We start from the raw sequence: 24,829 nt of genomic DNA on the forward strand, positions 1-24,829 counted from the left end.
ATCCCCCAGAGCCCCCAGAGCCCCCAGAGTCCGCAGATCCTGCCGGAACAAGGCGGCCCGCAGGAACAGCCTGGGCAGGAGCAGCCCGGGCAGGAATAGCCTCGGGACGATCAACGCTGACGCTGGCGGAGGTGACCGGCTGTGGCCGATGAACAGCGGGATGAACAGCAGGAGACGTACCGGATCGAGCACGACTCCATGGGCGAGGTGCGGGTTCCGGCGGACGCGAAATGGCGGGCGCAGACCCAGCGGGCCGTGGAGAACTTCCCCATCTCCGGGCAGCACCTGGAGCGGGCGCACATCGAGGCCCTCGCCCGGATCAAGGCGGCGGCCGCCAAGGTGAACGCCGAACTGGGGGTGCTCGACAAGGATGTCGCGGACGCCGTCCAGGACGCGGCCGGCGAAGTCGCCGAGGGGCGCTGGGACGCGCATTTTCCGGTGGACGTCTTCCAGACAGGTTCCGGCACCTCCTCCAACATGAACACGAACGAGGTCATCGCCACGCTCGCGACGGAGCGGCTCGGCAGGGACGTACACCCCAATGACCATGTGAACGCGTCACAGTCGTCGAACGACGTCTTCCCCTCCTCCATCCACATCGCGGCGACCGCCGCCGTCACCCGCGATCTCGTCCCCGCCCTGGAGCACCTCGCCGCGTCCCTGGAGCGGAAGGCCGAGGAGTTCGCGGACGTCGTGAAGTCCGGGCGTACGCATCTGATGGACGCGACACCCGTGACGCTGGGCCAGGAGTTCGGCGGGTACGCGGCCCAGGTGCGGTACGGGATCGAGCGGCTCAGCGCCTCGCTGCCGCGGCTCGCCGAACTGCCGCTTGGCGGAACGGCCGTCGGCACCGGTATCAACACACCGCCCGGGTTCTCCGCCGCCGTGATCGCCGAGGTCGCGCGGACGACCGGGCTGCCGCTCACCGAGGCGCGCAACCACTTCGAGGCGCAGGGCGCGCGGGACGGGATCGTCGAGACGAGCGGGCAGCTGCGGACCATCGCGGTCGGGCTGACCAAGATCGCGAACGATCTGCGGTGGATGGCCTCCGGGCCGCGTACCGGCCTCGCCGAGATCACTCTCCCCGACCTCCAGCCCGGCTCGTCGATCATGCCGGGCAAGGTGAATCCGGTCATTCCCGAGGCGGTGCTGATGGTCGCCGCGCAGGTGACCGGGAACGACGCCACCGTCGCGGCGGCGGGCGCGGCCGGCAACTTCGAGCTGAACGTGATGCTTCCGGTCATCGCGAAGAACGTCCTGGAGTCCGTACGCCTCCTCGCGAACGTCTCCCGGCTGCTCGCCGACCGGACCGTCGACGGGATCAGCGCGAACCGCGAGCGGGCCCGTGAGTACGCCGAGTCGTCGCCGTCCGTGGTGACGCCGCTCAACAAGTACATCGGGTACGAGGAGGCCGCGAAGGTGGCCAAAAAGTCCCTCGCCGAGCGCAAGACGATCCGCCAGGTCGTTCTGGAGTCCGGGTACGTCGACCGGGGCGACCTCACCCTTGAGCAACTGGACGAGGCGCTGGATGTCCTGGGGATGACACGCCCGTAACGTCCTGACGCGCGGCGGGCGAACCGTGACGCGCGCCGCAGCGTCGTATGTCCTGGGCACCTAATATCTGGCCATGACAGAGGGCGGAGCGGTGGCAGACGTGCGGACGGGCGGAGCGGCGGCGTTCTGGACCCCCGGGAGTCAGATCCTGTGGCGGTACCGGGAGAACGGCGGCGCGGGCGTCCACATCTGCCGTCCCGTGACCGTCGTACGGGACGACGCCGAACTGCTCGCCGTGTGGATGGCGCCCGGCACGGAGTGCGTGAAGCCGGTGCTCGCCGACGGCACACCCGTCCACGAGGAGCCGCTGGAGTCCCGCTACACCAAGCCGCGGACCGTACAGCGCGACCGCTGGTTCGGCACGGGCGTGCTGAAGCTGGCGCGGCCCGGCGAGCCGTGGTCGGTGTGGCTGTTCTGGGAGCCGGGCTGGCAGTTCAAGAACTGGTACGTCAACTTGGAGGAACCGCTGGTCAGATGGGCCGGTGGGGTCGACTCCGAGGACCACTTCCTGGACATTTGCGTGTATCCGGACCGGACCTGGGGCTGGCGCGACGAGGACGAGTTCGCGCAGGCTCAGCGGGACGGTCTGATGGATGTCCAACTGGCCGAAGAAGTAAGGGAAGCGGGGCGGTCCGCGGTGGAGGTGATCCGCGCCTGGGGCCCGCCGTTCTCGGACGGCTGGCAGCACTGGCGCCCTGATCCTGCCTGGTCCGTGCCGTCGCTGCCGGACGACTGGGACCGTACGCCCGCCCACGTGTCCACATGAGACCCTTGTTGCGCCCCCGTGGTACAACCGTAGGATCGTCCTCCGCAACGAGATCGCAGTCGGCGCGCAGCGTCGTCGTTGAGGGGTGGTGGTCGGGTGGCGGGCGGGTGCGCAGCTGCAGCAACTCCCGTGGCATGCGCTGGGCTTGACCATACGTCACCGAGGGGCGGCAGGACGTGAGCGAGGGGTACGAGGGGTACTGTCGTACGGCTGGGAAACGGCCGGACGGGCTGTCCTTGTCGGCGTCGTCGGCCGGGCCCGGCCCTGAGAGGCTGTCTGACGACGCGGGAATTCCGTTCCTGGGGCACGTATTCCGGGTATCGGCATTCCTGCGGGACGAACCGCACGCACGGCGCGCAGCCCCGGACGGATGGATTCGACAGGCGTGACGGAGCACTCCAACTCCCACGAGGGCCACCAGCCAACGGCTGCCAGGCCCACCACCCCCGCGGACCCCCGCGGGGCGCTCCTGCGTACCCCGGAGTCGCCGGTGCAGGCCTCCGCCGCGTTACCGGCGCAGAGCCCCCTGGGTTCTCCCGCCCCGGCCGAGGCCCGCAGTGCCGCCACCGATACGCCCGCGGGCAGCCACGGCACGCCCACCCCTTCCGACCGTCACGGCCCGGCAGGTACGCCCGCGCCCTCGGGCCCCGAGCACTCCCAGCCGTCGGCCGCTGAACCCGATCCGCACCGGCCGCGTCCGGTTCCGGAGGCCATTCCGGCGCAGTCGGCCGGCGAGGCGGCCGCGGTTCCGGCGGGCCAGGACCGCCGCAAGGGTCAGGGCCCGGCTCCGGGCGCCCCCATGCCCATGCGGCGCGACGGCGACCGGCTGCGCTTCGTGGGGGCCGCGACCCGGCGGATCGCCCGCGGCATCGACCTCGACGAGATCGTGATGGGCCTGTGCCGGGCCACCGTGCCGACGTTCTCGGACGCGATCCTGGTCTATCTGCGCGATCCGCTGCCGGTCGGCGACGAACGGCCCACCGGGCCCGTCGTGCTGCGGCTGCGGCGTACGGACCGGATCCCGGAGGACCGGGACACCGAGGGTTTCCTGCTGCCCGCGCTCCAGCCCGAGCCCGACCTCGGGGCCACCTCCGAACTGTGCACGGTGCGGCCCGGCGGCGCGCTCGCCGAGGTGCTGCGCGGCGTACGGCCCGTCTTCGCGGACGCGCCCGCCGCACGCGCCGCGCTGCCCGAGCTGATCGGCGAGGAGTTGACGGTGCCGGGCGGCCAGCGCGCGATCCTCGCCCCACTGCGCGGCCGCAGACGTGTGATCGGCGCGGCGCTGTTCCTGCGCCGCCCCGACCGGCCGGCCTTCGAGGCCGACGATCTCCTCGTCGCGGCCCAGCTCGCCACGCACAGCGCGCTCGGCATCGACAAGGCGGTGCTGTACGGCCGCGAGGCGTACATCGCCGACGAGTTGCAGCGCACGATGCTGCCCGAGACGCTGCCGCGCCCGACGGGTGTGCGGCTGGCCTCGCGCTACCTTCCGGCGGCCGAGACGGCCCGGGTCGGCGGCGACTGGTACGACGCGATTCCGCTGCCCGGCAGCCGGGTCGCCCTCGTCGTGGGCGATGTGATGGGTCACTCCATGACGTCGGCGGCCATCATGGGCCAGCTGCGGACGACCGCGCAGACCCTCGCCGGGCTCGATCTGCCGCCGCAGGAGGTGCTGCACCACCTGGACGAGCAGGCCCAGCGCCTGGGCACCGACCGCATGGCGACCTGCCTGTACGCCGTCTACGACCCGGTCGCGCACCGGATCACCATCGCCAACGCCGGCCATCCCCCGCCGGTCCTGCTGCATCTGGGCGGCCGGGCCGAGGTGCTGCGGGTGCCGCCGGGCGCCCCCATCGGCGTAGGAGGTGTGGACTTCGAGGCGGTCGAGCTTGAGGCGCCCGCCGGGGCCACCCTGCTGCTCTACACCGACGGTCTGGTCGAGTCCCGGCTGCGGGACGTGTGGACCGGCATAGAGCAGCTGCGCGAAAAGCTCGCCGCCACCGCCCAGTTGACCGGTGCGGACCATGCGCCGCCCCTTGAGGCGCTGTGTGACGAGGTGCTCGACATGCTCGGCCCGGGCGACCGGGACGACGACATCGCGCTGCTCGCCGCCCGCTTCGACGGCATCGCGCCCAGCGACGTCGCGTTCTGGCACCTGGACCCCGAGGAGACGGCACCGGGCCGGGCCCGGCGCCTGGCGCGGCGTGCGCTGTCCCGCTGGGGCCTGGAGGAGATGAGCGACTCCGTGGAGCTGCTCGTCAGCGAGGTCGTGACCAACGCGGTGCGTTATGCGTCGCGGCCCGTCACGCTGCGCCTGCTGCGGACGGACGTACTGCGCTGCGAGGTCGGCGACGACGTACCGCAGTTGCCGCGGCTGCGCCAGGCGCGTGCGACGGACGAGGGCGGCCGCGGTCTGTACCTGGTGAACCGGCTGGCCAGGCGGTGGGGTGCCACTCGGCTGAGTACGGGCAAGGTGGTCTGGTTCGAGCTGAACCGGAGCTGACCCCGGGCCTCCACGACGGAGGACACCGCGGTAGGACACCGCGGGAGGAAACTTTTCGAGGGCGCCCGGTCACACCGGGCGCCCTCGCCGTTCAGCGCGGGGAAATCGCTGCGGGGAAATCGCTGGGGAGCTAGGGAGTTACGGGGCCGGTGTCCGCGTCGCCGTTCCCGTCCCCGTCTCCGCCCCCGTTCCCGTCCTCCGGGGGCTCGATCGGCGTAGTCGACTCCTCCGTGGACTCCTCCGGCGGTGTCGGCTCCTCCGCGGACTCCTCCGGCGGCGGCGGCTCCTCGCTGGATTCATCCGGCGTCGGCTCCTCGACGGGCTCCTCCGGCGCCGGATCCTCCGAGGGCTGCTCCTCCGGCTCTTCCGGCACCACGGTCGGTGTCGGCGGAGCCGTCGGCCGGACGCCCGCGCCCTGGTCGGTGTCCAGCTCGAACTTGCTCACGTCGCCCATCGCGTTGAAGGTGTACGCGGACCAGATCCGGGCGGGGTAACTGCCGCCGGCGACACGGCCCTTGCCCGGCAGAAGGCCGGTGGCACCCTGCAACGAGACCTGGGCGTCCTTGACGACCTTCACCGGCTTGTCGCCCTCACACCGCGTGGTGCCCGCCTTGGCCGCTTGACCGAACAGGCCCACCGAGGTGACGAGGTCCGGGGTGTAACCGGTGAACCAGGCCGACCTGTTGCAGTCGGAGGTACCCGTCTTGCCCGCCACCTGCTGACCGTCGCGGGCCGGGTTGTCCCGTACGGAGGTCTGGGCCGTACCGTCGTCGACCACGCCGGTGAGCACCGAGGTGACCGTGTCGGCGGCCTCGCGGCTGATGACCTGTTCGCCGATCGCTTCCGGGATCTCGACCGTACGGTCCTTGTGCTCGGCCGACTTGAGCATGGCGGGGGTGACCTTCTCGCCATGGTTGGCGAGAGTCGCGTACACCGCGGCCATCTCCATCGGGCTCGCGCCCATCGAGCCGAGCGTCTGCGCGGGCACGGCCTCCAGGCCCTCGACATCCATGCCGAGATCGCCCGCGGTCTTCATGACCTGGTCCATGCCGACGTCGACGCCCATCTGCGCGAAGACGGAGTTGATGGACTTGTTCATCGCCGTCTGCACGGTGACGTCGCCGTAGTCGTCGTCGTCCTCGTTCGGCGGCGAGAATCCGACCTTCTTGCCGTCATCCACGACGGGACGCTTGCTCGTGCCGTCGTAGATGGTGTCCGCCGTGATCGGAATGCCGTCCTGCGTCTCGGCCTCCTTCTCCACGGCTGCGGCCAGGATCACCGGCTTGAAGGTGGAGGCGGGCTGGTAGTCGCTGCGGGTCGCGTTGTTCGTGTAGTGCTTCAGGTAGTCCACGCCGCCGTACAGCGCGACGACCCTGCCGGTCTTCGGGTCGACGGAGACGGCTCCGGCCTGCACATCGGCGTCGACCTTGCGCTTCTTGGCATCCAGCTTGCTGGTGAGCTGCGTCTTGACGGCCTTCTCGAGCTGCTTCTGCTTCTTCTTGTCGACGTTCAGCGTGACGGTCCAGCCGCCCGCGTCGACCATCGCCTTGGCGTCGTCCAGGCCGGAGGCCGTGCCCTGGGCGACGAGTTGACGCTCCAGCGACCTGTTGGCCGCCTCCACCAGGTAGCCGGTCTGCCCCTGCAGACCCGGCGCGCCCTTGGGGTCCTCGGGCACGGGGAACTTCATGCCGTCGCGCTCGGAGGAGTCCAGCCAGTTCTCCTCGACCATGTTGTTCAGTACGTACTCCCAGCGCTGCTTGACGAGTTCCTTGCCCTCGTCCGTCGCGACCGCCCAGTCGTACTGGCTCGGGGCCTGCAACAACGCCGCGAGATAGGCGCCCTGTTCCACCGTCAGTTTGCTTGCGTCGACGCGGTAGTACGCCTGGGCGGCGGCCTGGATGCCGTAGGCGTTGCGGCCGTAGTAGCTGGTGTTGATGTAGCCCGCGAGGATGTCGTCCTTGGACGTCGTGCGGTCCACCTTCAGCGAGATGACCAGTTCCTTGAGCTTGCGCGTGACGGTCTGGTCCTGCTCGAGGTAGTAGTTCTTGACGTACTGCTGGGTGATCGTCGAACCACCCTGCTTGCCCTTGCCGGAGAGCGTGTTGAGCAGACCGCGGGCCGTGCCCTTGAAGTCGACGCCGGCGTCCTTGTAGAAGGACTTGTTCTCGGCGGCGACGAAGGTCCGCTGGACCTCCTTGGGGACTTCGGCGAGGTCCACGAGCTCACGGTTGACCGTACCCGTGCGGGCCAGGACCGAGCCGTCGCTGTACTGGTAGAGGTTGCTCTGCTGCCTCGCCGCGGCGTTGCCCTTGGGAACGTCGATGACCAGATAGAGCACGACGAAGGCGGCCATGCCGAGCAGGCAGAGGCCGAAGAACGTGCCCAGGACCTTCTTCAAGGTGAAGAACCGGCGTATGCCGCTGCCCCCGGCGGAGCGCTTCGGCGCAGCGCGGCGGCGGCCACCGCCCTGCCGCGCCCGTCTCTCTTCCGCTCTTCCCATGGGTCCGATCCGCTCCGCTTCGCTTTCAGGGGCCGTTCAACTCACGCGTCACACAGGTTCGCCGTTCAGGTCAGCTCAGCAAACTAACACCACGCGTTGCGACAAAGGACGGTCGATCCGGCCTTTTCCGGACGTGACAATCAGCACCCGTCCAGCACTCGTCGCCACAGGAACCGACGTCCGAGAGGGTTGGAAGGTTGTCGTGAGGGGGTAAAGTGATATCACTTAGATAGAACAAAGCTATGCAGCAAGCCAAGCAACAGAACCCGGCCTGAACCCAGCAGGACCCAGCAGGACTACGAAACGGGGGACCATCCATGTCCACAGAAGACTCCACGGCCACCAGCGACGTACCCGAGATGCCCGCGCCGCGCGTGCGCGAGTTCACCGCGCACAGCATCGGCGGCGGACTCGCGCTGCTGCTCGGCCTGGTCGGACTGCTCGTCGGGATCGGGTCGGTCGTCATCGGCGGGGCGGTGGCGACCGGCGGCGCCCAGCCGGCGCTGATCGTCCTAGGCATCCTGATCGCCCTCGCGGCCATCATCGCCATGTCCGGCCTGAACACGGTGGCGCCGGGTGAGGCCCGTGTCGTCCAGCTCTTCGGCCGCTACCGGGGCACGATCCGGGAGGACGGACTGCGCTGGGTGAACCCGCTGACCTCGCGTACGAAGATCTCGACGCGCGTACGCAACCACGAGACCGCCGTCCTCAAGGTCAACGACGCCTACGGCAACCCCATCGAGCTCGCCGCGGTCGTGGTGTGGAAGGTCGAGGACACCGCACAGGCCACTTTCGAGGTGGACGAGTTCCTGGAGTTCGTCGCCACGCAGACCGAGGCGGCGGTGCGGCACATCGCGATCGAGTACCCCTATGACGCGCACGACGAGGAGGGCCTGTCGCTGCGCGGCAACGCGGAGGAGATCACCGAGAAGCTCGCCGTCGAGCTGCACGCGCGCGTGGAGGCCGCCGGGGTGCAGATCATCGAGTCCCGCTTCACGCACCTCGCGTACGCACCCGAGATCGCCTCGGCGATGCTCCAGCGGCAGCAGGCGGGAGCGGTCGTGGCGGCGCGCCGCCAGATCGTGGACGGAGCGGTCGGCATGGTCGAGGCCGCGCTCGCCCGCATCACCGAGCAGGACATCGTCGAGCTCGACTCCGAGCGGAAAGCGGCGATGGTGTCGAACCTGATGGTGGTCCTGTGCGGCGACCGCGCGGCCCAGCCGGTCCTCAACACCGGGTCCCTCTACCAGTGACGGCACCCTCCGAGGGCCCCGCCCCCAAGCGACGGCCGCAGCAGCGCAAGCAGGTGCTGCTGCGGCTGGACCCGCTCGTGTACGAGGCGCTGGCGCGCTGGGCCGGCGACGAACTCCGTTCCACCAACGCGCAGATCGAGTTCCTGCTGCGGCGAGCTCTCGCGGAGGCGGGCCGCCTGCCCGGCGGGGCGGGCCCGATCGCCCGCAGAGGGCGTCCGCCCGCCTCCGAGGAACCCGAGGAGTAGGCGGCCTTGGCGCGCATCGCTCTCGCCATGCGCACCAGGGCCGCCCCCTGTCCGTCACTCCGTGCGCGTCACTCCGTGCGCAGCCCGTCCGGCCGCATCAGCCGCAGCAGCGGTGGCAGGCTGAAGAGGGTCACCACGAGGACGACTCCCGCGCCGATGCCCGTCATCGCGAGGACGCTCGACCAGTCGACTCGTACCGGTGTGCTCGTCATCTTCAGCAGGACCGCCCCGAGGGTCAGGCCGACCGCCGAGGCGAGGGCCAGGCCGAGTGCGATCGGAATCGCGGTCTGCCACAGCACCGACAGGCTCAGCGTGCTGCGCCGGGTGCCGAAGGCGACCAGGGCGGAGAGGAGCTTCTTGCGCTCGCGCAGCTGCTCCAGCTGGGAGACGAGCAGGCTCGCGCCGATCAGGAACAGGACGCACGCGGCGCCGACGAACAGGCCCGTACGGATGGACGTGTAGCGCCGGGACTGCTCGCTCGCGCTCCAGGTTATGGAGTCCGTGAGCGGGTCGAGCCGCGCCGCCGTGTTCCGTACGTACTCGCGGGCGTCCGGCACCGACGAGTCGAGCCCGACGTAGACCCCGCCGGTGAGGGCCGGCGCGGCCTTCGCGGGCAGGGCGCCCGGGGTGGCCAGGAGGCCCTCGCGCGCCCCACCTGCCGGGTCCTTGCCCTCGGTGGCCTTCTTGATGCCCTGGGGCACCGTCCAGACGACCTCCTCGCTCCTGGGGGAACCGGTGTAGGACGGGTCGATGTAGAGCTTCCGGCCGGGCTTGCCCAACTCCGGCGGGGCCGCGTCGTCCTGAGGCTGCGGCCCGGCCGTGTCGTACACAGGCCTCGGCAGGGCGAAGACGTCACCGTCGCGGCACGAGGGCAGCTTGGCCACCTCGCGCAGCGCCGCGCAGTCGCCGACGGTCAGGTTCGCGGCGTTTTCCGGGTCCTTCCTCCGGTCGCCCACCGAACTGTCGGACAGCGCGAACGTGTGCCGTACGCCCTTGGTCTGTTTCAACTGCCGGTCGGCCTCGGCGAGCGGGACGTCGCCCGGCACGCGAACCGACATCTGGGCGCGCGAGAGGTCCTTGCCCGTCTCCTTCGTGTAGTCGCTGGAGACCCCGGCGAACAGCATCTGCAGGGCGATCGCACCGGCCACCGCCACCGCGATGCCGTTGACCATGCGAGCCGCCGTACCGCTGCTCAACTGCAGTCGGCGTACGGCCAGTTGCCAGGCGACCGAACCGGAGCCGAGCCGCGCGACGACCGCCTCCACGATCCAGGGCAGCAGCGCGGTGATGCCGACGAGGATCAGGATGACACCGGCGGTCACCATGTACTGGTTGAAGTCGCCGTTGCCGCGACCCTGCCCGATCATCGGGTAGAGCAGGCCGAGTCCGCCCACCGGGAGCAGCAGCCGCCACCACAGCCGGCGCCGCGCGGGCCGGGCCGTGCGCACCACGCCGAGCGGCTCGATGACGACGCCGCGCAGCGCGAGCAGCGTCACCGCCACCGCGGCCGCCGGGACGGCGATCGCGACCAGCAGGGCGAGGGTGGGCGTCGGGTCGAGGTAGCTCGGGAAGACGCTGATGTCGAAGAGCTCGACCGAGCCCGCGATCTGACGGCCGATCAGGAAGAGACCCGTGCCGAAGACCAGCCCGAGCATCGCTCCCGCAAGGGCCTCTCCCGCGGCGATCCGCCGGGTCATCCGGCTGTCGGAGCCGACCAGGCGCAGCGCGGCGAGCCTGCGGTCGCGCCGTTCCCCGCCGAAGCGGACGGCCGCGGCGATGAAGACGCCGACCGGCATCAGCAGCACCACGAAGACCACGAGGACCAGCAGGAGGAGGACGGGGTCCATCCGCTCCGACGGCGCCCGCTCGGGCTGGAAGGTGTCGATGCGCGCGACCGTGGTGCCGTCGGCCTTCGGGGCGAGCCCGTCGGCGCCCGTGTAGAAGGCGAGTTCGGCCGAGCCGATCAGTCCGCTCTCACCGATGGTGCCGGTGACGCGGTACGGCAGCCGTTCGCGCAGCAGCTTGCCGTCCTGGGACTTCAGCAGCTCCTCCAGCGCCGGCGAGACCACCATCTCGCCCGGTGCCGGGAACTTCCCCAGCCCTGGTGGCAACGGCGCCCGGTCCCCCTCGGGCTCCAACTGCCGCCCGCGGACGTCCTTTCCGCGGTACTCCGTGTGGACCTTGGCGACGAGCAGGGTGTTGTCGGCCCGGGGAATGCCTGCGTCGCCGGTGTACGTGATGTCCATGCGGGCGTACTCGCGGTCGCTGCGGGCCTGCATCGCGTTCGGGATCGCCGTGGTGAGCAGCAGCAGCGCCACCCCCAGGCCGACGCCGACGGCGGTGAGCAGGACGCGCCCCCAGCCCTCAGGCCCGCCGGTGAACGCGAACTTGAAGCCCATGCCGAGGTCCCGCGACCACTGACGCAACCTCATACGACGCGCTCCATGTCCCGGGACTTCCCGTCCCGTACGACGATCTCGCGGTCCGAGTACGCGGCGACGCGGGGCTCGTGCGTGACGAGGACGACGGCGGCGTTGGCGGAGCGGGCGGCGTCCGTGAGCAGATCCATCACGCGCTCGCCGTTGAGGGAGTCGAGCGCGCCCGTGGGTTCGTCGGCGAACAGCACACGCGGGCTGGTGACCAGCGCGCGGGCGACGGCGACGCGCTGCCCCTGACCGCCGGAGACCTCGCCGGGCCGTTTGGCCTTGACGTCGTCGACCTCCAGGCGTTCCATCCAGGACAGGGCGGTGCGCTCGGCCGCCTTACGGCTGCTTCCGTTCAGGCGCAGCGGCAGGGCGACGTTCTCGACGCAGGTCAGCTCGGGGACGAGCTGGCCGAACTGGAAGACGAAGCCGAACTCCGAGCGCCTGAGCGCGCTGCGCTGGGCGTCGTTCATCGTCGCCATCTCCCGGCCGTTGTACGTGATCGAGCCCGAGTCGGGCGTCACGATTCCGGCGAGGCAGTGCAGCAGGGTCGACTTGCCCGACCCGGAGGGACCCATCACCGCGACGATCTCGCCGGGGTGGATGGAGAACTCCGCGCCGTCGAGCGCGGTGGTCGGGCCGTACGCCTTCCGCAGATCCTCGGCGGCAAGCAGGGAACCGGGGGGAGGAGTCACAGGGTCACCGCCTCAGCGAGTTTGTCGAGGCGCGCCGCGGTGAGCTCCAGCCAGCGCAGGTCGGCCTCGAGGTGGAAGAGTGCGTGGTCGCAGATGAGCTGGTCGGCGAGGTCGCCCTTGCGCTTGCGGTCGGTGAGGATCCGCATCATGCGCAGATGCTCGGAGCGCTGCGTGTCGAGGATCTCGGACGCGTTCCGGTGGGTGAGCAGCGCGAGGACGACCTTGGTGTACAGGGTCGACTGGAGGTACGGCTCCGGCTTCTCCGGCGTCCCGAGCCATCGCTGGACGTCGACGACGCCCGCCTCCGTGATCGCGTACCGCTTCCGCTCGGGGCCGCCGCCCGGCTCTATGCCGTCGACCTCCACGAGGCCGTTCTTCAGCAGCCGGGACATCGTCGAGTAGACCTGGCCGTAGTGCAGCGGCCGGTCGTGACCGAACTTCTCGTCGAAGGCCCGCTTCAGGTCGTAACCGTGGCGCGGCCCCGACTCCAGGAGCCCTAGAAGGGTGTGACCGATGGACATGCGGAGCACTCTACACACGGCGTATACACCACGTGTATACGCGTCGTGCATAGACCGCAGCAGGGCGTACGGGAGGGCAGGTCAGGGCCGATTGTCACGGTTCCGCTACACGGAACCGGGGCCTCCGTCGGCTACTCCGGCCGCGACGTGTCCGAAGGCGGGCCCTCCACCGGAGCAGGAGCCGGAGACGGAGCCGGAGCCGGCTGCGCCGCCGCATCCGTCGCCGTGGCCCCATGCGGTGCCGGCGACTGTTGTGGAGAAGCCTCACGGGAGTACGTGCGCAGATAGCCGACCACCGTGTTCGTCACGGCGACCAACGGCACCGCGACCACCGCGCCGCCGATCCCCGCGACCATGCCGCCCGCCGCGACCGACAGGACCACCGCGAGCGGATGGACGCGGACCGCGCGCCCGAGGATGAAGGGCTGGAGGATGTGACCCTCGATCTGCTGGACGGCCAGTACGACCACCAGGGTCATGACCGCCGTGAAGACGCCCTGCGTCACCAGCGCGACCACCACCGCCAGCGCCCCGGACACGACCGCGCCCACGAGCGGGATGAACGAGAACAGGAAGATGAAGACGGCGAGCGGGACGGCCATCGGGACGTCGAGGAAGAAGATGCCGAGGCCGATGAAGATGGCGTCGATCAATGCCACCATCACCGTCCCGCGGACGTAGGCGGTCAGTGTGCGCCACGCGCGCGGGCCCGCGCCCGCGACCCCGGGACGGGCGGCGGCCGGGACGAGCTTGAGCGTCCACTGCCAGATGCGCTTGCCGTCGTAGAGAAGGAACAGCGTCGAGAACATCGTCAGGAGGATGCCGGTCAGCGCCTCCACGATGACCGTCACGCCCTCCAGACCCGCCGAGGTGATCTCCTCGGTGTTCGCGCTGACCGCCTCACGCAGGTTCTTCGCGATGTCGTTGATCTGGTCCTCGGTGACATGGAACGGGCTGTTGAGCAGCCAGCGGCGCAGCTCGTCGATGCCGTCCTGGATCTGGTCGGAGAGGTTGTCGAGGTTCTCCATGACCTGCCAGGTCACGAACCACCCCATCAGGCCGATGACCACGAAGCCGAGGATCGCGGTGAGCGCGGTGGCGAGCCCGCGCGGCATCCCGTACCGCCGCAGGCGGGCCACCGTGGGCTGGAGCAGCGCGGTGATGAGGAGTGCGGCCGCGAAGGCGAAGACGACGAGCTGTACGGCGCTGATGACCCGCATCAGCACCCAGAGAGTGCCCGCGAGGACGAGAAGCCGCCAGCCGGCCTCGGCGGCCACGCGCATCCCCCACGGCACGACGGCGGCGGGATCGGGGCGAGGGGCGACACCAGGGGCGTACGAGGGCGGGGACGGCACGTGCTCGGGAGGGGCCGTCTCGGAGTCCTCCTGGGCCTCCTTCTCCGCCTCGGCGCGGCGCCGCTCTTCCAACCGCTCTCCCATGCGGGTGAGTCCGCCGCCGACCCGGCCGAGCCACCCTGGCACTCGCGACATGATCCGTCCTTTTCCCCCGAGCCCGCTCACCACTCCCCCCTGGAGTTGTCGGGTCCGACCGTACATGGCCGAAGCCCCTCACCGAAGGACGGTGAGGGGCTGCGCAAGGTTGAGCGGCGGACGGCTCAGTACCAGTTGTTGGCCTGCCAGAATTCCCAGGCCCCGCACGGGCCGCCGTAGCGGTCCTCCATGTAGCTGAGGCCCCACTTGATCTGGGTGGCCGGATTGGTCTGCCAGTCGGCGCCGGCCGAGGACATCTTGGAGCCCGGCAGCGCCTGCACGAGGCCGTAGGCGTCGGAGGTGGGGTTGTCCGCCCGGTAGTTCCAGCTGGACTCGTGGTCCACGATGTTGCTGAAGCACTGGAACTGGCCCGACGGGACGATCTGCCGCGCCATCTCCTGGACTTCCGCGACCGTGTACGACGCCTGGGGCGCGAAGCTGGACGGGTCACGCGTCGCGGACCGGCTGGCGGCCTCCTGCTGGGCCTCCTTGCGCTCCTTCGCCAGCTGCGCTGCCTTCTCGGCGGCCTTCTGCTTGGCGACGGCGTCGTCGGCGGCCTTCTTGCGCGCGGCTGCCTCGGCGTCCTTCTTGGCGGTCGCGTCCGCCGCGATGGCCTGAGAGTCTGCCTGCTGCGTCAGGGATGCGGTCTGCACCTGGGCCTGCTGGCCCGCGGGTATGTCCGCGAGGAGCGTCGAGTCGCCCGCGAGCGCCTCGGCGTCATCCGACGAGGTCTGTGCGGTGGTACCCGAGGCAACACCGACGACACAGCCGACAGTGGTGACCGCGGTGGCCGAGGCCACTGCGAATCCCCGGACCGAAATCCGGCTCACACGGTTTCCTTCCAGCATCGCCCGCCGCGGTGACCCTGGCGGACGCAATCGTGCCCCTGACTCTGGCCTCCCAACTGCGGGGTCACGGGAGGCACGGGCCCGGTGGGCAACCCCCTTGGCGGGAGCGCCGCGTGGTGCGCGGGCGGCATACGACGACTGTATGGAGTTCTGGGTCCTGCTGTTGTGCCGTACCGCTGGGGGTACAGGTGTGTCGTATGCGGGGCCTGACAGGAGTGAGACTCTGCCGTACCCCGATGGCGGTAGGCAATTCTGTGTTGCGTGTGAAAGCTCACACCTTGTTTGGTCCCGTAGATTTTCGGAAAACCGCACATGCCGAGGCGCCGCCCAACTAGGCTCACTGCCTTTGCTGGACGGCGCCAACTAGCGCGTAACCGCCGTGAAGTTGTGCAGTTCGGTCAGATGTGTCCGTCCTCCAGCATTTCCGTCACAAGGGCGGCAATCCGGGACCTCTCGGACCGCGTGAGGGTCACATGCGCGAACAGCGGATGGCCCTTCAGTTTCTCCACGACGGCGACGACTCCGTCGTACCGGCCGACCCTGAGATTGTCCCGCTGCGCCACGTCATGGGTCAGAACGACCCGTGAATTCGAGCCGATTCGGGACAGAACGGTCAACAGGACGTTCCGCTCCAGGGATTGGGCCTCGTCCACGATCACAAAGGCGTCGTGGAGGGAGCGGCCGCGGATGTGCGTGAGCGGCAGGACCTCCAGCATGCCGCGCGCGGTGACCTCTTCGATGACCTCGCGCGAGGTGACCGCCGACAGGGTGTCGAAGACCGCCTGCGCCCAGGGGCTCATCTTCTCGGACTCGGAGCCGGGCAGATAGCCGAGCTCCTGCCCGCCCACCGCGTACAGCGGCCGGAAGACCATCACCTTCTCGTGCTGTCGGCGTTCGAGCACGGCCTCCAGGCCAGCGCACAGCGCCAGCGCGGACTTTCCGGTGCCGGCCCGGCCGCCCATGGACACGATCCCGACCTCCGGGTCGAGCAGCAGATCCAGCGCGATGCGCTGCTCCGCGCTGCGCCCCTTGATGCCGAAGACCTCCCGATCGCCGCGTACGACACGGATGTTGCCCTCGGGCGTCATGCGCCCCAGGGCCTTGCCGCGCTCGGACTGGATCATCAGACCCGTGTGCACCGGGAGTTCGGACGCCTCGGGGACGTACAGGCTCTCCTGCTCGAAGAGAAGGTCCACCTGCTCGCCGGAGAGGGTCAGCTCGGACATTCCGGTCCAGCCGGAGGAGCCCGTGATGGCGAGCTCCGCACGGTACTCCTCGGCGAGGAGGCCCACGGACGACGCCTTGATGCGCAGCGGCAGGTCCTTCGACACGACCGTGACATCGAACCCCTCGGCCTGCAGATTGCGGGCGACCGCGAGGATGCGGGAGTCGTTGTCCCCCAGGCGGTAGCCGGTGGGCAGCACGCTGGGGTCCGAGTGATTGAGCTCGACACGTACGGTCCCGCCCAGATCCCCGATGGGGATGGGGGCGTCGAGTCGCCCGTACTTCACCCGGTAGTCGTCGAGCAGGCGCAGGGCCTGCCGGGCGAAGTAACCGAGTTCGGGATGGTGCCGCTTGGCCTCCAGTTCCGTCACCACGACGACGGGAAGCACAACCTCGTGCTCGTCGAAGCGGTTCATGGCGTGCGGGTCGGCCAGCAGAACGCTGGTGTCGAGAACGTAAGTGCGCCGGTCTGGCTTGTGGCGCTTTGTGCTGGTCACCACGGAAGGACGTACCCCCTCGGATGAGGTCGGGGAGCGACGGAGAGGATCTGGGCCGGTCGTCGGCCGCGATGCACGGGCCGAGAACCGGCCCTCCGCTTCGTCCGCGCTGTGACCGCACGGTCGGGCTGGTGCAAAGGGCCTCCCGGGCGGACGGCCCCGTGCCGTCCGCTGAGATACGACACCCGTGGTTCGGGTGTCGACCTGGAGGGCTTATGCCCTGGATGAGGCGCGGCCATGCCACGGCATATGACGGCGAACGCGTTAACTCCAGATGACATACATCACTGGCTACGTCACTGATGAGCGAGGGCTCGCCCGGCGAGTGAGCCGAAGGGGCGCGTCGGTGTCGAGAGTGCGACCGCGCGGAGTGCCCGACGAAGGAGGGTCGAGCACGGTCGTGCTCTCGACACCGGCTGCAGCGCCCCGGAGGCGAACCGAGCCCCAAAAAAGGGGGGCTCAGCCTCCGTAGCGGCGGTGTCGCGCCGCGTAGTCGCGCAGGGCGCGCAGGAAGTCGACCTTGCGGAAGGCCGGCCAGAAGACCTCGCAGAAGTAGTACTCGGAGTGCGCGGTCTGCCAGAGCATGAATCCGGAAAGGCGTTGTTCGCCACTGGTCCGGATGACGAGGTCGGGGTCGGGCTGGTCGCTGGTGTAGAGGTGCTTGCCGATCATGTCGACGTCGACGCTCTCGGCGAGCTGCTCCATGGAGGTGCCCTTGTCGGCATGGTCGAGGAGCATCGAGCGGACGGCGTCGGCGATCTCCTGGCGGCCGCCGTAGCCGATGGCGACGTTCACGACTATGCCGTCGACGTGCGCGGTGGACTGCTGGGCCTGCTTGAGCGCGGTCTGCACATGCGAGGGGAGGATGTCCGGCGTGCCGACGTGGTGTACGCGCCAGCGGCCGTCGGCGGCGAGGGTGCGTACGACGTTCTCGATGATGCCGAACAGCGGGACCAGTTCTTCCTGCGGGCGGTCGAAGTTGTCCGTCGACAGCAGCCAGAGGGTGACGACCTCGACGTCGGTCTCCGAGCACCAGCCGAGGAACTCCTCGATCTTGTCCGCCCCGGCACGGTGGCCCTGTGCGGTGGTGCTGCCGGCCGCCTTCGCCCAGCGCCGGTTGCCGTCCATGATGACCCCGATGTGCTTGGGCACCTGGTCGTGGTCGAGGTGGACTTCCACCCTGCGTGCGTAGACCCTGAGCAGCAAGCGGCGCAGGTTGTCGCGCAGGTTCACGTTATTAGTCAGCCCCTCCGTGCAGATGGCGGTCCCCCGAGGGCGACACCCTACCGCTGTGGGAGCCCCGCATTCCCTTGGGGTGCAAGGCCTGTGCGTTCCCGGCCGACCGCGATGCGACGGGCTGGGGCTGAGGAAACCTCGGCTGTTCGGGGGTGCCGTCGGCGGCAGCAGGGAGGAGTTCGAGGAGTGCTTTGAAGAGTGCTTCGAGGAGCGCTTCGAGGAGTGCATAGAAAACGGGCCGGTCCGTGGGGGGGAGACGGACCGGCCCGAGGGGGGGTTTCCACCATAACCCTTCGTAAGTGCTGCTGTGTGCATCGGCGTGCCACAACTACTCTCCGAAATCGCCCGGCAACGCCGAGGTGGATGCGGAGACGTTAATTCAGGTGCTGATCATGGCCGGATTGCAACAGAATCCAAGGAGAACGAGCGGGATGAGGGCGAATTCAGGGGTTCCTGACCCCTTGTGGGGCCTTCGGTGACATGTTCCCGGGGTACTCCGCATGGGTGACCGACCGCGAACGCCCGCTTGACGCCGTCGCTAACTTCGCAGCCATGGCCACCTTCACGACACCGGAGACGCCGGAGCCCATCCCGCTGGAGCTCGCCGAGTCGCGCCGGGCCCGGCGCCGCGGACTGCTCGGGCGGGACGGGATCGAGGGTGCGATGCTGCTGACTCCGGCGAGCGCCGTGCACACGGTGGGGATGCGGTTCGCGGTCGACGTGGCCTACCTGGACCGGACGTTTCGGGTCCTGGCGGTGCGGACGATGCGTCCGGGGCGGGTCGGGCTGCCCAGGTTCCGAGCCCGGCACGTATTAGAGGCGGAGGCCGGGGTGATGGAGCGGTGGAGCCTGCGGCCCGGGGTGCGGGTGACTGTACGGGACTTCTGAGCGGACCCGACGGACCTTCCGAGCGGACTTCCCACCCGGCCTTGCACCCGGTGGCCGGGCACCGCGCAGCCCCCTCCACTGCGCGGCACCGCCCGCGCAGCTTTGCTTACGCGAATTACCTTGGACTGAACCTATGCGAGGCGGAGAGGCGAGTCGAGCTGTTCCGGATAACGATGCGGAAAACCCGCCGGCCGATCTACCCGCCCCCTCCCATCTCAGCCCGCCTGCCCGACCGTCGACGGCTCTGCACTCGCGGCCGGATGTTCCGGGTGTTTACGGGTGATGATTTCCCTCATGTGGCGATCGCCCCATTCGCCCAGTGGCAGCAGCGCCGTGTTGAGCGCCTCGCCCAGCTCGGTCAGCGAGTACTCGACCCGGGGCGGCACCTCCCGGTACACCTCGCGGTGCACGACACCGTCCGCCTCCAGCTCACGCACCTGCTGGATCAGCACCTTCTCGCTGACCCCCGAGACATGCCGGCGCAGCTCCCCGAAACGCAGCGTCCCGCCCGCGTGCAGCGCCCACAGGATCATCGGCTTCCACTTGCCGCCCACCACATCCACGGCGGCGTCGAGACCGCAGCTGTAAGGACCCTTGCCCTTCGACATGTCCATCTCTCCCAACAGTGCCAACAACAGCAGGTAGCGGACAGGAACTGACCTAGTTCGGTTCTAACGTCGCCGCCATGACATCGAGGATCACATGGGACGAGGCAAGCGCGCGGCGCTATGAGCGACAACTGCTGCGTACGCCCTCGCCGTCCGGCACACCGGTCGCCGAGGTCGTCGGCGCGCTGCTCGCCGCGCACGCGCAGGTCCTGTCGGCGGCCGAGCTCTCGGTGGGCCTCCGGCTCGACGGCGCGACTCGGCAGGACGTACGCGCGGCCCTGTGGGAGGACCGGAGTGTGGTGAAGACGTACGGCCCGCGTGGCACGGTCCATCTCCTCGCGTCCGCCGAACTCCCCTTCTGGAGCGCCGCGTTGACCGCGATCCCGGTCGGCCCGAGCCCGTTCCCGCCGGACGTGCGGATGACGCCCGGGCAGGAGGACGAGGTGGTCGCCGCGATCGGTGACGCCCTGGACGGGAAGCAGCTGACCATCGACGAGCTGAACGAGGAGGTCGTCGCCCGCACCGGGCCCTGGGCCGGTGACCTGGTGATGGAGGCGTTCCAGGGCAAGTGGCCGCGCTGGCGACAGGTGATGCACCGGGCGGGCCAGTCCGGCGCCCTGTGCTTCGCCCCCAACCGCGGCCGCAAAGCCACGTACACCCGCCCGCCGCGCTTCGAGGCACTGCCCGCGGAGGAGGCCCTCGCCACGCTCGTACGCCATTATCTGTACGCCTACGGCCCGGCAACCCCTCAGCATTTCGCCAAGTGGGTTGATGGGCCGAAGAGTTGGGCTGCCGATCTCTTCGCCTCCCTGGCCGCCCGCAGCGGGATCGAGGAGGTCGACTTCGAGGGGGTGCCCGCCTGGGTCGTGGCGGGTGACACCGGCTTCCCCTCGGAGGGCGTACGCGGGGTGCGGCTGCTGCCGTACTTCGACGCGTACGCCATCGCCGCGCAGCCGCGTGAGCGGATGTTCCCCGGGGCCGCGTACCAGCGGGCCCTGGCGGGCGGCCAGGCCGGGAACTATCCCGTGCTGCTCGTCGACGGTGTGGTCGCCGGGGTCTGGCACCAGCGGCGGCAGGGGAAGCGCACGACGGTGACGGTGGAGCCGCTGGATCCGATGGGGCGCTTGGGGCGGCTGAGCGGGGCGCGGGAGCGGGAGCTCAGGGAGCAGGTCGAGCGGGTGGGTGAAATCCTTGAGGCCGCGCCGGAGTTGGTGGTGGGGAAGGTGACAGTCGGCGCGCACGCATGATCTGCGTCCGGCTGTAGTCCGCTGCGGCCGTTTCAGCTGTTTCAGTTGTTTCCGCTGTTTCGGCCGTTCCAGTGGTTTCGGCTGCTTGTCCGGTCGCGTCGATACGATGACGTCATGGGCCATGGAGTCGATGCGAAGAGCACCCGCGAACGTCTGGACGCCGTCGGCGCCGTGGACGTCGCCGCCACGCTCCAGGCCCTGGCCACGCCCTCGCGGCTGCGGATCCTGGCCCGCCTCCAGGAGGGGCCGTGCGCGGTCGGCGAGCTCGCGGAGGCGGCCGGGCTCGAGCAGTCGGCCTGCTCGCATCAGCTCCGGTTGCTGCGGAACCTCGGGCTCGTGACAGGTGAGCGGCGCGGGCGGTCGATCGTGTACGCGCTGTACGACGCCCATGTCGCGGAACTCCTTGAGCAGGCGCTGCACCATGTGGAGCACTTGCGGCTGGGGCTGCGGGACGAGACCTGAGGCCGCGTGGCTCACGGCCTGCGGGCCTCGATGAGGTGGCGGGTGCTGTGGGCCACGAACGGGCCCTCCGCCTCGATCCGTTCGTGCAGGGTGCGCAGGCGGTCCCGGTACCGGTCGACGGTGAAGCCGGGGACCATCCACACCACCTTCCGCAGGAAGTGCACGACCGCCCCGATGTCGTAGAACTCCATCCGCAGCCGTTCCGCCCGCAGTTCGACGATCTCGAGCCCGGCCGCCTCGGCCTCGGCGCGCTCGCGGTCGGGGTGGCGGGCGTTGTGCTGGGCGTCCGGCTGCGGGCCGAGGAAGTACTCGACGACCTCGTACGCGCTGCTGGGCCCCACGTGCTGGGCGAAGTACGTGCCGCCGGGTCTGAGGACGCGGGCGATCTCGGTCCAGTACGCCCGTACCGGGTGCCTGCTCACGACCAGGTCGAACGTCTCGTCGGCGAACGGGAGCGGGGCGTCCTCCGGGGACGCGACGACGACCGCGCCGCGCGGGTGGAGGAGGGCGGTGGCCTTGGCGACGTTCGGGGGCCAGCCTTCGGTGGCGACGGTCAGAGGCGGGAGCGTGTCGGCCGAGTTGAGGACCTCGCCGCCGCCGGTCTGGATGTCGAGCGCGGCCTCGGCCTTCGCCAGCCGCTCCCCCATCGCCCACGCGTATCCCCACGAGGGCCGCGCCTCGGTGGCCCGCCCCTCGAACCAGGAGAAGTCCCAGCCTTCGGTGGGGGCCGCTTCGGCTTCCGCGACGAGTTCTTCGAAGGTCGTGCGTGCGCGGCTCATGGCGTGATGGTGGCACCCTGGCTTTCCGGCTCGCGACTGATTTTGTTAGGCGTCGTTGTCGTGTCCGTGCCCCCGGCAGTCGGTGGGTGGGGTGTCGAAGCGGGTGGCCGTCGATGCGTTGCCGGTGAGGTCGTTGTCGGAGATCCGGCCGCCCGTCCAGGTGCCGTCGTGGGTGATCCAGATGCCGTGTGTCTGGGTCTTGCGTCGCTGGTCGTCCCAGACGCGGTTGCTGTGCACATGGGGGCCCGTGACAGCGGCCGCGGTGGTGAGTCCGGCTCGTACGGCGGGGGAATCCGGCAGTCGGTAGGCGGAGCCCGCTGCGGGGGTGCCGTCGCTCCAGGCCGTGGCCGCGCCGGGGTGCGCGGGAGCCAGGGCGAGTTCGGTCGCGGTGTTGAACGTGACCACGGCGCTCTGTGTGCCCACCGTCAGCTGCTTGCCGCGGTGTCCGTCCGGGGGCCAGTCGGCGTTTTCGTCGGTCATGGAGAGGCTGGTGAAGTGCACTCCTTCGCCGCCGCCCGATGTCGCCGGTGCGGCGCGGCGGCCGTTGTTGCGGATCCGGTTGCCCGCGATCGCCGTTTCCCGGAGGGCGGCGTCGATGCGTACGCCGTCGAGCGCGTTGTCCCGGATGTCGTTGGACTCCAGCACGATGTCCGTGGCCGGCTCCTGATCGCCGCCCGTCAGGTTGTGCTCCCAGTAGCCGTATCGTCCGTTGTTGCTGATGCGGTTGCCGCGGAAGGCGTACGGGCCTGGGGTGTTGCCGATCCCGAGGCCGTCGCGGACGTTGCCGTCGATGACGCAGCCGGTGACGATGCCGCCTCGTCCGCCGACGCCCGAGGTGCCCTGCGAGGACACGTCGAACCCGGCCTCGTGGTTGCCGAGCATCGTCGAGGAGGTGACCAGGAGTCCGTCGGCGCCCCAGTCGGAGATGCCGTACCGGTTGTCCTCGGCGTGGCAGGCGGTGATGCGGATGCCGCGGGGCGGCGGCCAGTTCTCCCGTTGCAGCTCCACGAAGATGCCGTTGGTTCCGTTGCCGATCGCGGTGCAGGCGGTCACCGTCAGCCGTTCGACGCCGCCCCAGCCGCCGATGCCGATTCCGATGCCCGCGCCTCCCATCTCCTCGCCGCCGATCTCCTCGCCGGGGTCCAGCCGTCCGCACCGTACGGCCAGGACGCCCTCGACGACCGTGTCCTGGAGGAAGTCACAGCCGAAACCGGTCGCCGCGGCGTCGTGCACGTACAGGTCGCTGAAGCGGCCCCGCAGCACGTACTGCAGGCCGATTCCCTTGGCCAGCGGGTCGTACCGCTCCGTCCGTACGCCCGAGCCGTCGACTTCGAAATGCGCGAAGGTGATGTCCGCCAGATGGTTGTCCGGGCCGGCTCCGTGCTGTGCGGCGGTGAACCAGGCGAGCGGCACCGGTGTCGTCGGATTGCCGGGATTGCACAGTACGAAGCAGGTGGCGCCCCGTCCGGCGCCGATCAGGGACACGCCGCTGCGCCAGAGTGTCGGCTGATCCCGCATCACATAGCGGCCGGCGGGGATGTGAATGGTCCGTGGTCGGCCGTCGGCGGCGCAGGCCGCGCCCACCGCGTCCACGAGCTTCGCGAACGCCGGCTGGTCGTTGGTGGTTCCGTCACCGACCAGACCGTGTTCGCGGGCGTCGACCGTCAACGGCATGGGCATGTGGGCGCTCCTCTCGGAGGGGACGCACACGAGTGGTGCGGCGGGCAGCCACCCGGTGGGGCGACGGCTCCTCAACTCCGAGTACCGGCTGTCCGCATCGCCCAATCATGCGGCCGGTCACGGATGCTGCGGGTGCCTTGGAATGTCCTTGCGGGTGCCTTGGGACGCTCTGAGCGGCCTTGGTCAAGCCCGGTGCGGCACCGCGCCCCGTAGGGGCGCGGGGAACTGCGCGACCAGCCCCCACCGGCCCGCGGGTTCACAACCGTTCCTCCAGCGGAGCGCTCAGCCTTGGGATGCCCTAGGGAACGAGAGGGCGTACCTCCTCGGCCGCGAAGCGGATGAAGCCTTCGGGGTCCGGTTCGTCGGCTGTGGGCTGGAGGATCACCGTGTCGGCTCCGGCGTCGGCCAGGCGTTCTACGGCCTTGGCGACCGTCTCCGCGTTGCCGGCGACTCCGGAGTCCGGGACCGATGCCCGGCCTTCTGTCTCCAGCACGGCCCGGAGGCGGGCGGCGGCGTCCGGGCCGGTGGCGGTGTGGAGGTAGACGACCAGCTTGTGGGGGTCGGTACGGCTGACCGACTGCCGCCCCTCGTCGATGAGTTGGCGAGCCTTCCGTATGCCCTCCGGCGGGGTGCCGGCGGTGAGGAGCGTACCGTCGGCGGCCTCGCCGGCCAGGCGCAGCGAACGGGGGCCGGTGACGCCGGCGAGGACTTCGGGGGCTGCGGGCGGGGGCCAGTCGAGGGCGACGTCGTCCAGCTTCACGTACCGGCCGTCGGTGGTGACGCGTTCGCCGCGCAGCAGGGCCCGCAGCGCGTCGAGGTACTCGCGCAGCAGCGTGACGGGCGACTCGGCCCGGGCGCCGACCTGCCCCATCCAGCTCTGCACCCCGTGCCCGACGGTCGGCATGAAGCGCCCTGGATACAGGCGGTCGAGCGTGGCGATCTCCATCGCGGTGACGGCGACGTTCCGCAGGGGCACGGGCAGCAGCCCGATCCCCACCCGCAACCGCTCGGTCCAGGCGAGCGCGGCGGACACGGTGGAGATCCCGCCCTCCAGAAAACAGTCCTCCCACAACCACAGCTCTTCGAGCCCCGCGGCATCGGCGGCGCGGGCCATGTCTCGCAGTTTTTCGGGCGGCAACTGGGGGCGGAACACGGCGCCGAGAGCAGTCATGGGACCTTCCTAACCCGGGGGTTCAGGACATACAACTCCTTTTTCAGTTGTACCTGAGTGGCGCAATCGCCCCATTGCCGCCCCTACTCCCCCTTGTTGGCCTCACGCGCGCCCGCATGATCAACTCTCGTGCCCTGCAAGGGAGACGGAGATGAGAACGATGGGAACAGGGCGACCGGGACAACTGCGGAACGGTGAAGACCAACCCCAGAAGCGTGAGGATGGGTGGCTTGGCTGCGCGG

Annotated in this window: 20 protein-coding genes; 8 read left to right on the forward strand and 12 right to left on the reverse strand. The window is 69.9% G+C overall.

The features are described from left to right. The first annotated feature begins 141 nt into the window (after nucleotides 1–141). The 3 genes from G5C60_RS20105 to G5C60_RS20115 all read left to right on the forward strand — a co-directional run bounded on the left by G5C60_RS20105 (nucleotide 142) and on the right by G5C60_RS20115 (nucleotide 4,820). Nucleotides 142–1,554, forward strand: a complete 1,413-nt coding sequence (locus tag G5C60_RS20105; protein WP_165261224.1) for an aspartate ammonia-lyase — start codon at nucleotides 142–144, stop codon at nucleotides 1,552–1,554. A 73-nt stretch (nucleotides 1,555–1,627) separates the two neighbouring features. Then, nucleotides 1,628–2,320: a cytidylyl-2-hydroxypropylphosphonate hydrolase gene (gene fomD, locus G5C60_RS20110; protein WP_165261226.1), complete on the forward strand. Its 693-nt coding sequence runs from the start codon at nucleotides 1,628–1,630 to the stop codon at nucleotides 2,318–2,320. A gap of 370 nt (nucleotides 2,321–2,690) precedes the next feature. Then, on the forward strand, nucleotides 2,691–4,820 hold the full coding sequence (locus G5C60_RS20115; protein ID WP_206439758.1) for an ATP-binding SpoIIE family protein phosphatase: 2,130 nt from the start codon (nucleotides 2,691–2,693) through the stop codon (nucleotides 4,818–4,820). A gap of 130 nt (nucleotides 4,821–4,950) precedes the next feature. Here G5C60_RS20115 and G5C60_RS20120 read toward each other — a convergent pair whose 3' ends face one another. Beyond that, a complete protein-coding gene (locus G5C60_RS20120) occupies nucleotides 4,951–7,320 on the reverse strand; it encodes a transglycosylase domain-containing protein (protein ID WP_165261230.1) in 2,370 nt (789 codons plus the stop codon). A gap of 317 nt (nucleotides 7,321–7,637) precedes the next feature. Between G5C60_RS20120 and G5C60_RS20125 the strand changes: the two genes are divergently transcribed. Together G5C60_RS20125 and G5C60_RS20130 are read left to right on the forward strand one after the other, a co-directional pair. Beyond that, the gene (locus G5C60_RS20125; RefSeq protein ID WP_165261232.1) at nucleotides 7,638–8,573 is read left to right on the forward strand and encodes an SPFH domain-containing protein; all 936 of its coding nucleotides are present in this window, start codon (nucleotides 7,638–7,640) and stop codon (nucleotides 8,571–8,573) included. Continuing rightward, complete coding sequence (locus G5C60_RS20130) at nucleotides 8,570–8,818, forward strand: hypothetical protein (protein ID WP_165261234.1); 249 nt, start codon at nucleotides 8,570–8,572, stop codon at nucleotides 8,816–8,818. Before G5C60_RS20125 ends, G5C60_RS20130 begins: the two co-directional genes overlap by 4 nt. A 68-nt stretch (nucleotides 8,819–8,886) precedes the next feature. On the opposite strand, the gene G5C60_RS20135 is transcribed toward G5C60_RS20130, so the two are convergent. From G5C60_RS20135 to G5C60_RS20165, 7 genes are all read right to left on the reverse strand, one after another. Beyond that, entirely contained in the window at nucleotides 8,887–11,250 is a 2,364-nt protein-coding gene (locus tag G5C60_RS20135) for an ABC transporter permease (protein ID WP_165261236.1), read from the reverse strand. Continuing rightward, nucleotides 11,247–11,936, reverse strand: coding sequence for an ATP-binding cassette domain-containing protein (locus tag G5C60_RS20140; protein ID WP_165261238.1), 690 nt, complete (start codon nucleotides 11,934–11,936; stop codon nucleotides 11,247–11,249). The genes G5C60_RS20135 and G5C60_RS20140 overlap by 4 nt, the downstream gene beginning before the upstream one ends. Then, the gene (locus G5C60_RS20145) at nucleotides 11,933–12,457 is read right to left on the reverse strand and encodes a PadR family transcriptional regulator (protein WP_165261240.1); all 525 of its coding nucleotides are present in this window, start codon (nucleotides 12,455–12,457) and stop codon (nucleotides 11,933–11,935) included. Before G5C60_RS20145 ends, G5C60_RS20140 begins: the two co-directional genes overlap by 4 nt. 131 nt (nucleotides 12,458–12,588) lie before the next feature. Next, nucleotides 12,589–13,947 (reverse strand): AI-2E family transporter, encoded by a 1,359-nt coding sequence (locus G5C60_RS20150; protein WP_165261242.1) that lies wholly within the window; start codon nucleotides 13,945–13,947, stop codon nucleotides 12,589–12,591. A gap of 125 nt (nucleotides 13,948–14,072) precedes the next feature. Then, nucleotides 14,073–14,777 carry an aggregation-promoting factor C-terminal-like domain-containing protein gene (locus tag G5C60_RS20155; RefSeq protein ID WP_478503349.1) on the reverse strand — a complete coding sequence of 235 codons (705 nt, stop codon included), beginning with the start codon at nucleotides 14,775–14,777 and terminating at the stop codon, nucleotides 14,073–14,075. Nucleotides 14,778–15,193: 416 nt separating this feature from the next. After that, a complete protein-coding gene (locus G5C60_RS20160) occupies nucleotides 15,194–16,519 on the reverse strand; it encodes a PhoH family protein (protein WP_165261246.1) in 1,326 nt (441 codons plus the stop codon). Nucleotides 16,520–16,975: 456 nt separating this feature from the next. Then, nucleotides 16,976–17,749 (reverse strand): isoprenyl transferase, encoded by a 774-nt coding sequence (locus G5C60_RS20165; RefSeq protein ID WP_165261248.1) that lies wholly within the window; start codon nucleotides 17,747–17,749, stop codon nucleotides 16,976–16,978. A 555-nt stretch (nucleotides 17,750–18,304) separates the two neighbouring features. Here G5C60_RS20165 and G5C60_RS20170 point away from each other — a divergent pair. Further along, nucleotides 18,305–18,640: a DUF192 domain-containing protein gene (locus G5C60_RS20170; protein ID WP_165261250.1), complete on the forward strand. Its 336-nt coding sequence runs from the start codon at nucleotides 18,305–18,307 to the stop codon at nucleotides 18,638–18,640. A gap of 215 nt (nucleotides 18,641–18,855) precedes the next feature. Here the strand turns inward: G5C60_RS20170 and G5C60_RS20175 are convergent, their stop codons facing one another. Further along, the gene (locus G5C60_RS20175) at nucleotides 18,856–19,248 is read right to left on the reverse strand and encodes a winged helix-turn-helix transcriptional regulator (protein WP_165261252.1); all 393 of its coding nucleotides are present in this window, start codon (nucleotides 19,246–19,248) and stop codon (nucleotides 18,856–18,858) included. Between the two features lie 77 nt (nucleotides 19,249–19,325). On the opposite strand from G5C60_RS20175, the gene G5C60_RS20180 reads away from it, so the two are divergent. Together G5C60_RS20180 and G5C60_RS20185 are read left to right on the forward strand one after the other, a co-directional pair. Then, on the forward strand, nucleotides 19,326–20,495 hold the full coding sequence (locus tag G5C60_RS20180; protein ID WP_165261254.1) for a winged helix DNA-binding domain-containing protein: 1,170 nt from the start codon (nucleotides 19,326–19,328) through the stop codon (nucleotides 20,493–20,495). 114 nt (nucleotides 20,496–20,609) lie between these two features. Then, the gene (locus G5C60_RS20185) at nucleotides 20,610–20,957 is read left to right on the forward strand and encodes an ArsR/SmtB family transcription factor (protein ID WP_165261256.1); all 348 of its coding nucleotides are present in this window, start codon (nucleotides 20,610–20,612) and stop codon (nucleotides 20,955–20,957) included. Nucleotides 20,958–20,968: 11 nt separating this feature from the next. On the opposite strand, the gene G5C60_RS20190 is transcribed toward G5C60_RS20185, so the two are convergent. The 3 genes from G5C60_RS20190 to G5C60_RS20200 all read right to left on the reverse strand — a co-directional run bounded on the left by G5C60_RS20190 (nucleotide 20,969) and on the right by G5C60_RS20200 (nucleotide 24,587). Further along, entirely contained in the window at nucleotides 20,969–21,736 is a 768-nt protein-coding gene (locus G5C60_RS20190; RefSeq protein ID WP_165261258.1) for a class I SAM-dependent methyltransferase, read from the reverse strand. Between the two features lie 45 nt (nucleotides 21,737–21,781). Further along, entirely contained in the window at nucleotides 21,782–23,416 is a 1,635-nt protein-coding gene (locus G5C60_RS20195; RefSeq protein ID WP_165261260.1) for a right-handed parallel beta-helix repeat-containing protein, read from the reverse strand. A 298-nt stretch (nucleotides 23,417–23,714) separates the two neighbouring features. After that, nucleotides 23,715–24,587, reverse strand: coding sequence for an LLM class flavin-dependent oxidoreductase (locus G5C60_RS20200; protein WP_165261262.1), 873 nt, complete (start codon nucleotides 24,585–24,587; stop codon nucleotides 23,715–23,717). Nucleotides 24,588–24,829 lie beyond the last annotated feature (242 nt).

The organism is Streptomyces scabichelini (assembly GCF_011045015.1).
Taxonomy (GTDB): domain Bacteria; phylum Actinomycetota; class Actinomycetes; order Streptomycetales; family Streptomycetaceae; genus Streptomyces; species Streptomyces scabichelini.

Bases quoted from the DNA above. Each gene is read 5' to 3' on its own strand.
- fomD (WP_165261226.1), top strand. From the start codon at position 1,628: ATGACAGAGGGCGGAGCGGTGGCAGACGTGCGGACGGGCGGAGCGGCG.
- G5C60_RS20115 (WP_206439758.1), top strand. From the start codon at position 2,691: ATGGATTCGACAGGCGTGACGGAGCACTCCAACTCCCACGAGGGCCAC.
- G5C60_RS20120 (WP_165261230.1), bottom strand. From the start codon at position 7,320: ATGGGAAGAGCGGAAGAGAGACGGGCGCGGCAGGGCGGTGGCCGCCGC.
- G5C60_RS20125 (WP_165261232.1), top strand. From the start codon at position 7,638: ATGTCCACAGAAGACTCCACGGCCACCAGCGACGTACCCGAGATGCCC.
- G5C60_RS20135 (WP_165261236.1), bottom strand. From the start codon at position 11,250: ATGAGGTTGCGTCAGTGGTCGCGGGACCTCGGCATGGGCTTCAAGTTC.
- G5C60_RS20145 (WP_165261240.1), bottom strand. From the start codon at position 12,457: ATGTCCATCGGTCACACCCTTCTAGGGCTCCTGGAGTCGGGGCCGCGC.
- G5C60_RS20150 (WP_165261242.1), bottom strand. From the start codon at position 13,947: ATGTCGCGAGTGCCAGGGTGGCTCGGCCGGGTCGGCGGCGGACTCACC.
- G5C60_RS20170 (WP_165261250.1), top strand. From the start codon at position 18,305: ATGGCCACCTTCACGACACCGGAGACGCCGGAGCCCATCCCGCTGGAG.
- G5C60_RS20175 (WP_165261252.1), bottom strand. From the start codon at position 19,248: ATGTCGAAGGGCAAGGGTCCTTACAGCTGCGGTCTCGACGCCGCCGTG.
- G5C60_RS20180 (WP_165261254.1), top strand. From the start codon at position 19,326: ATGACATCGAGGATCACATGGGACGAGGCAAGCGCGCGGCGCTATGAG.
- G5C60_RS20185 (WP_165261256.1), top strand. From the start codon at position 20,610: ATGGGCCATGGAGTCGATGCGAAGAGCACCCGCGAACGTCTGGACGCC.
- G5C60_RS20190 (WP_165261258.1), bottom strand. From the start codon at position 21,736: ATGAGCCGCGCACGCACGACCTTCGAAGAACTCGTCGCGGAAGCCGAA.
- G5C60_RS20195 (WP_165261260.1), bottom strand. From the start codon at position 23,416: ATGCCCATGCCGTTGACGGTCGACGCCCGCGAACACGGTCTGGTCGGT.
- G5C60_RS20200 (WP_165261262.1), bottom strand. From the start codon at position 24,587: ATGACTGCTCTCGGCGCCGTGTTCCGCCCCCAGTTGCCGCCCGAAAAA.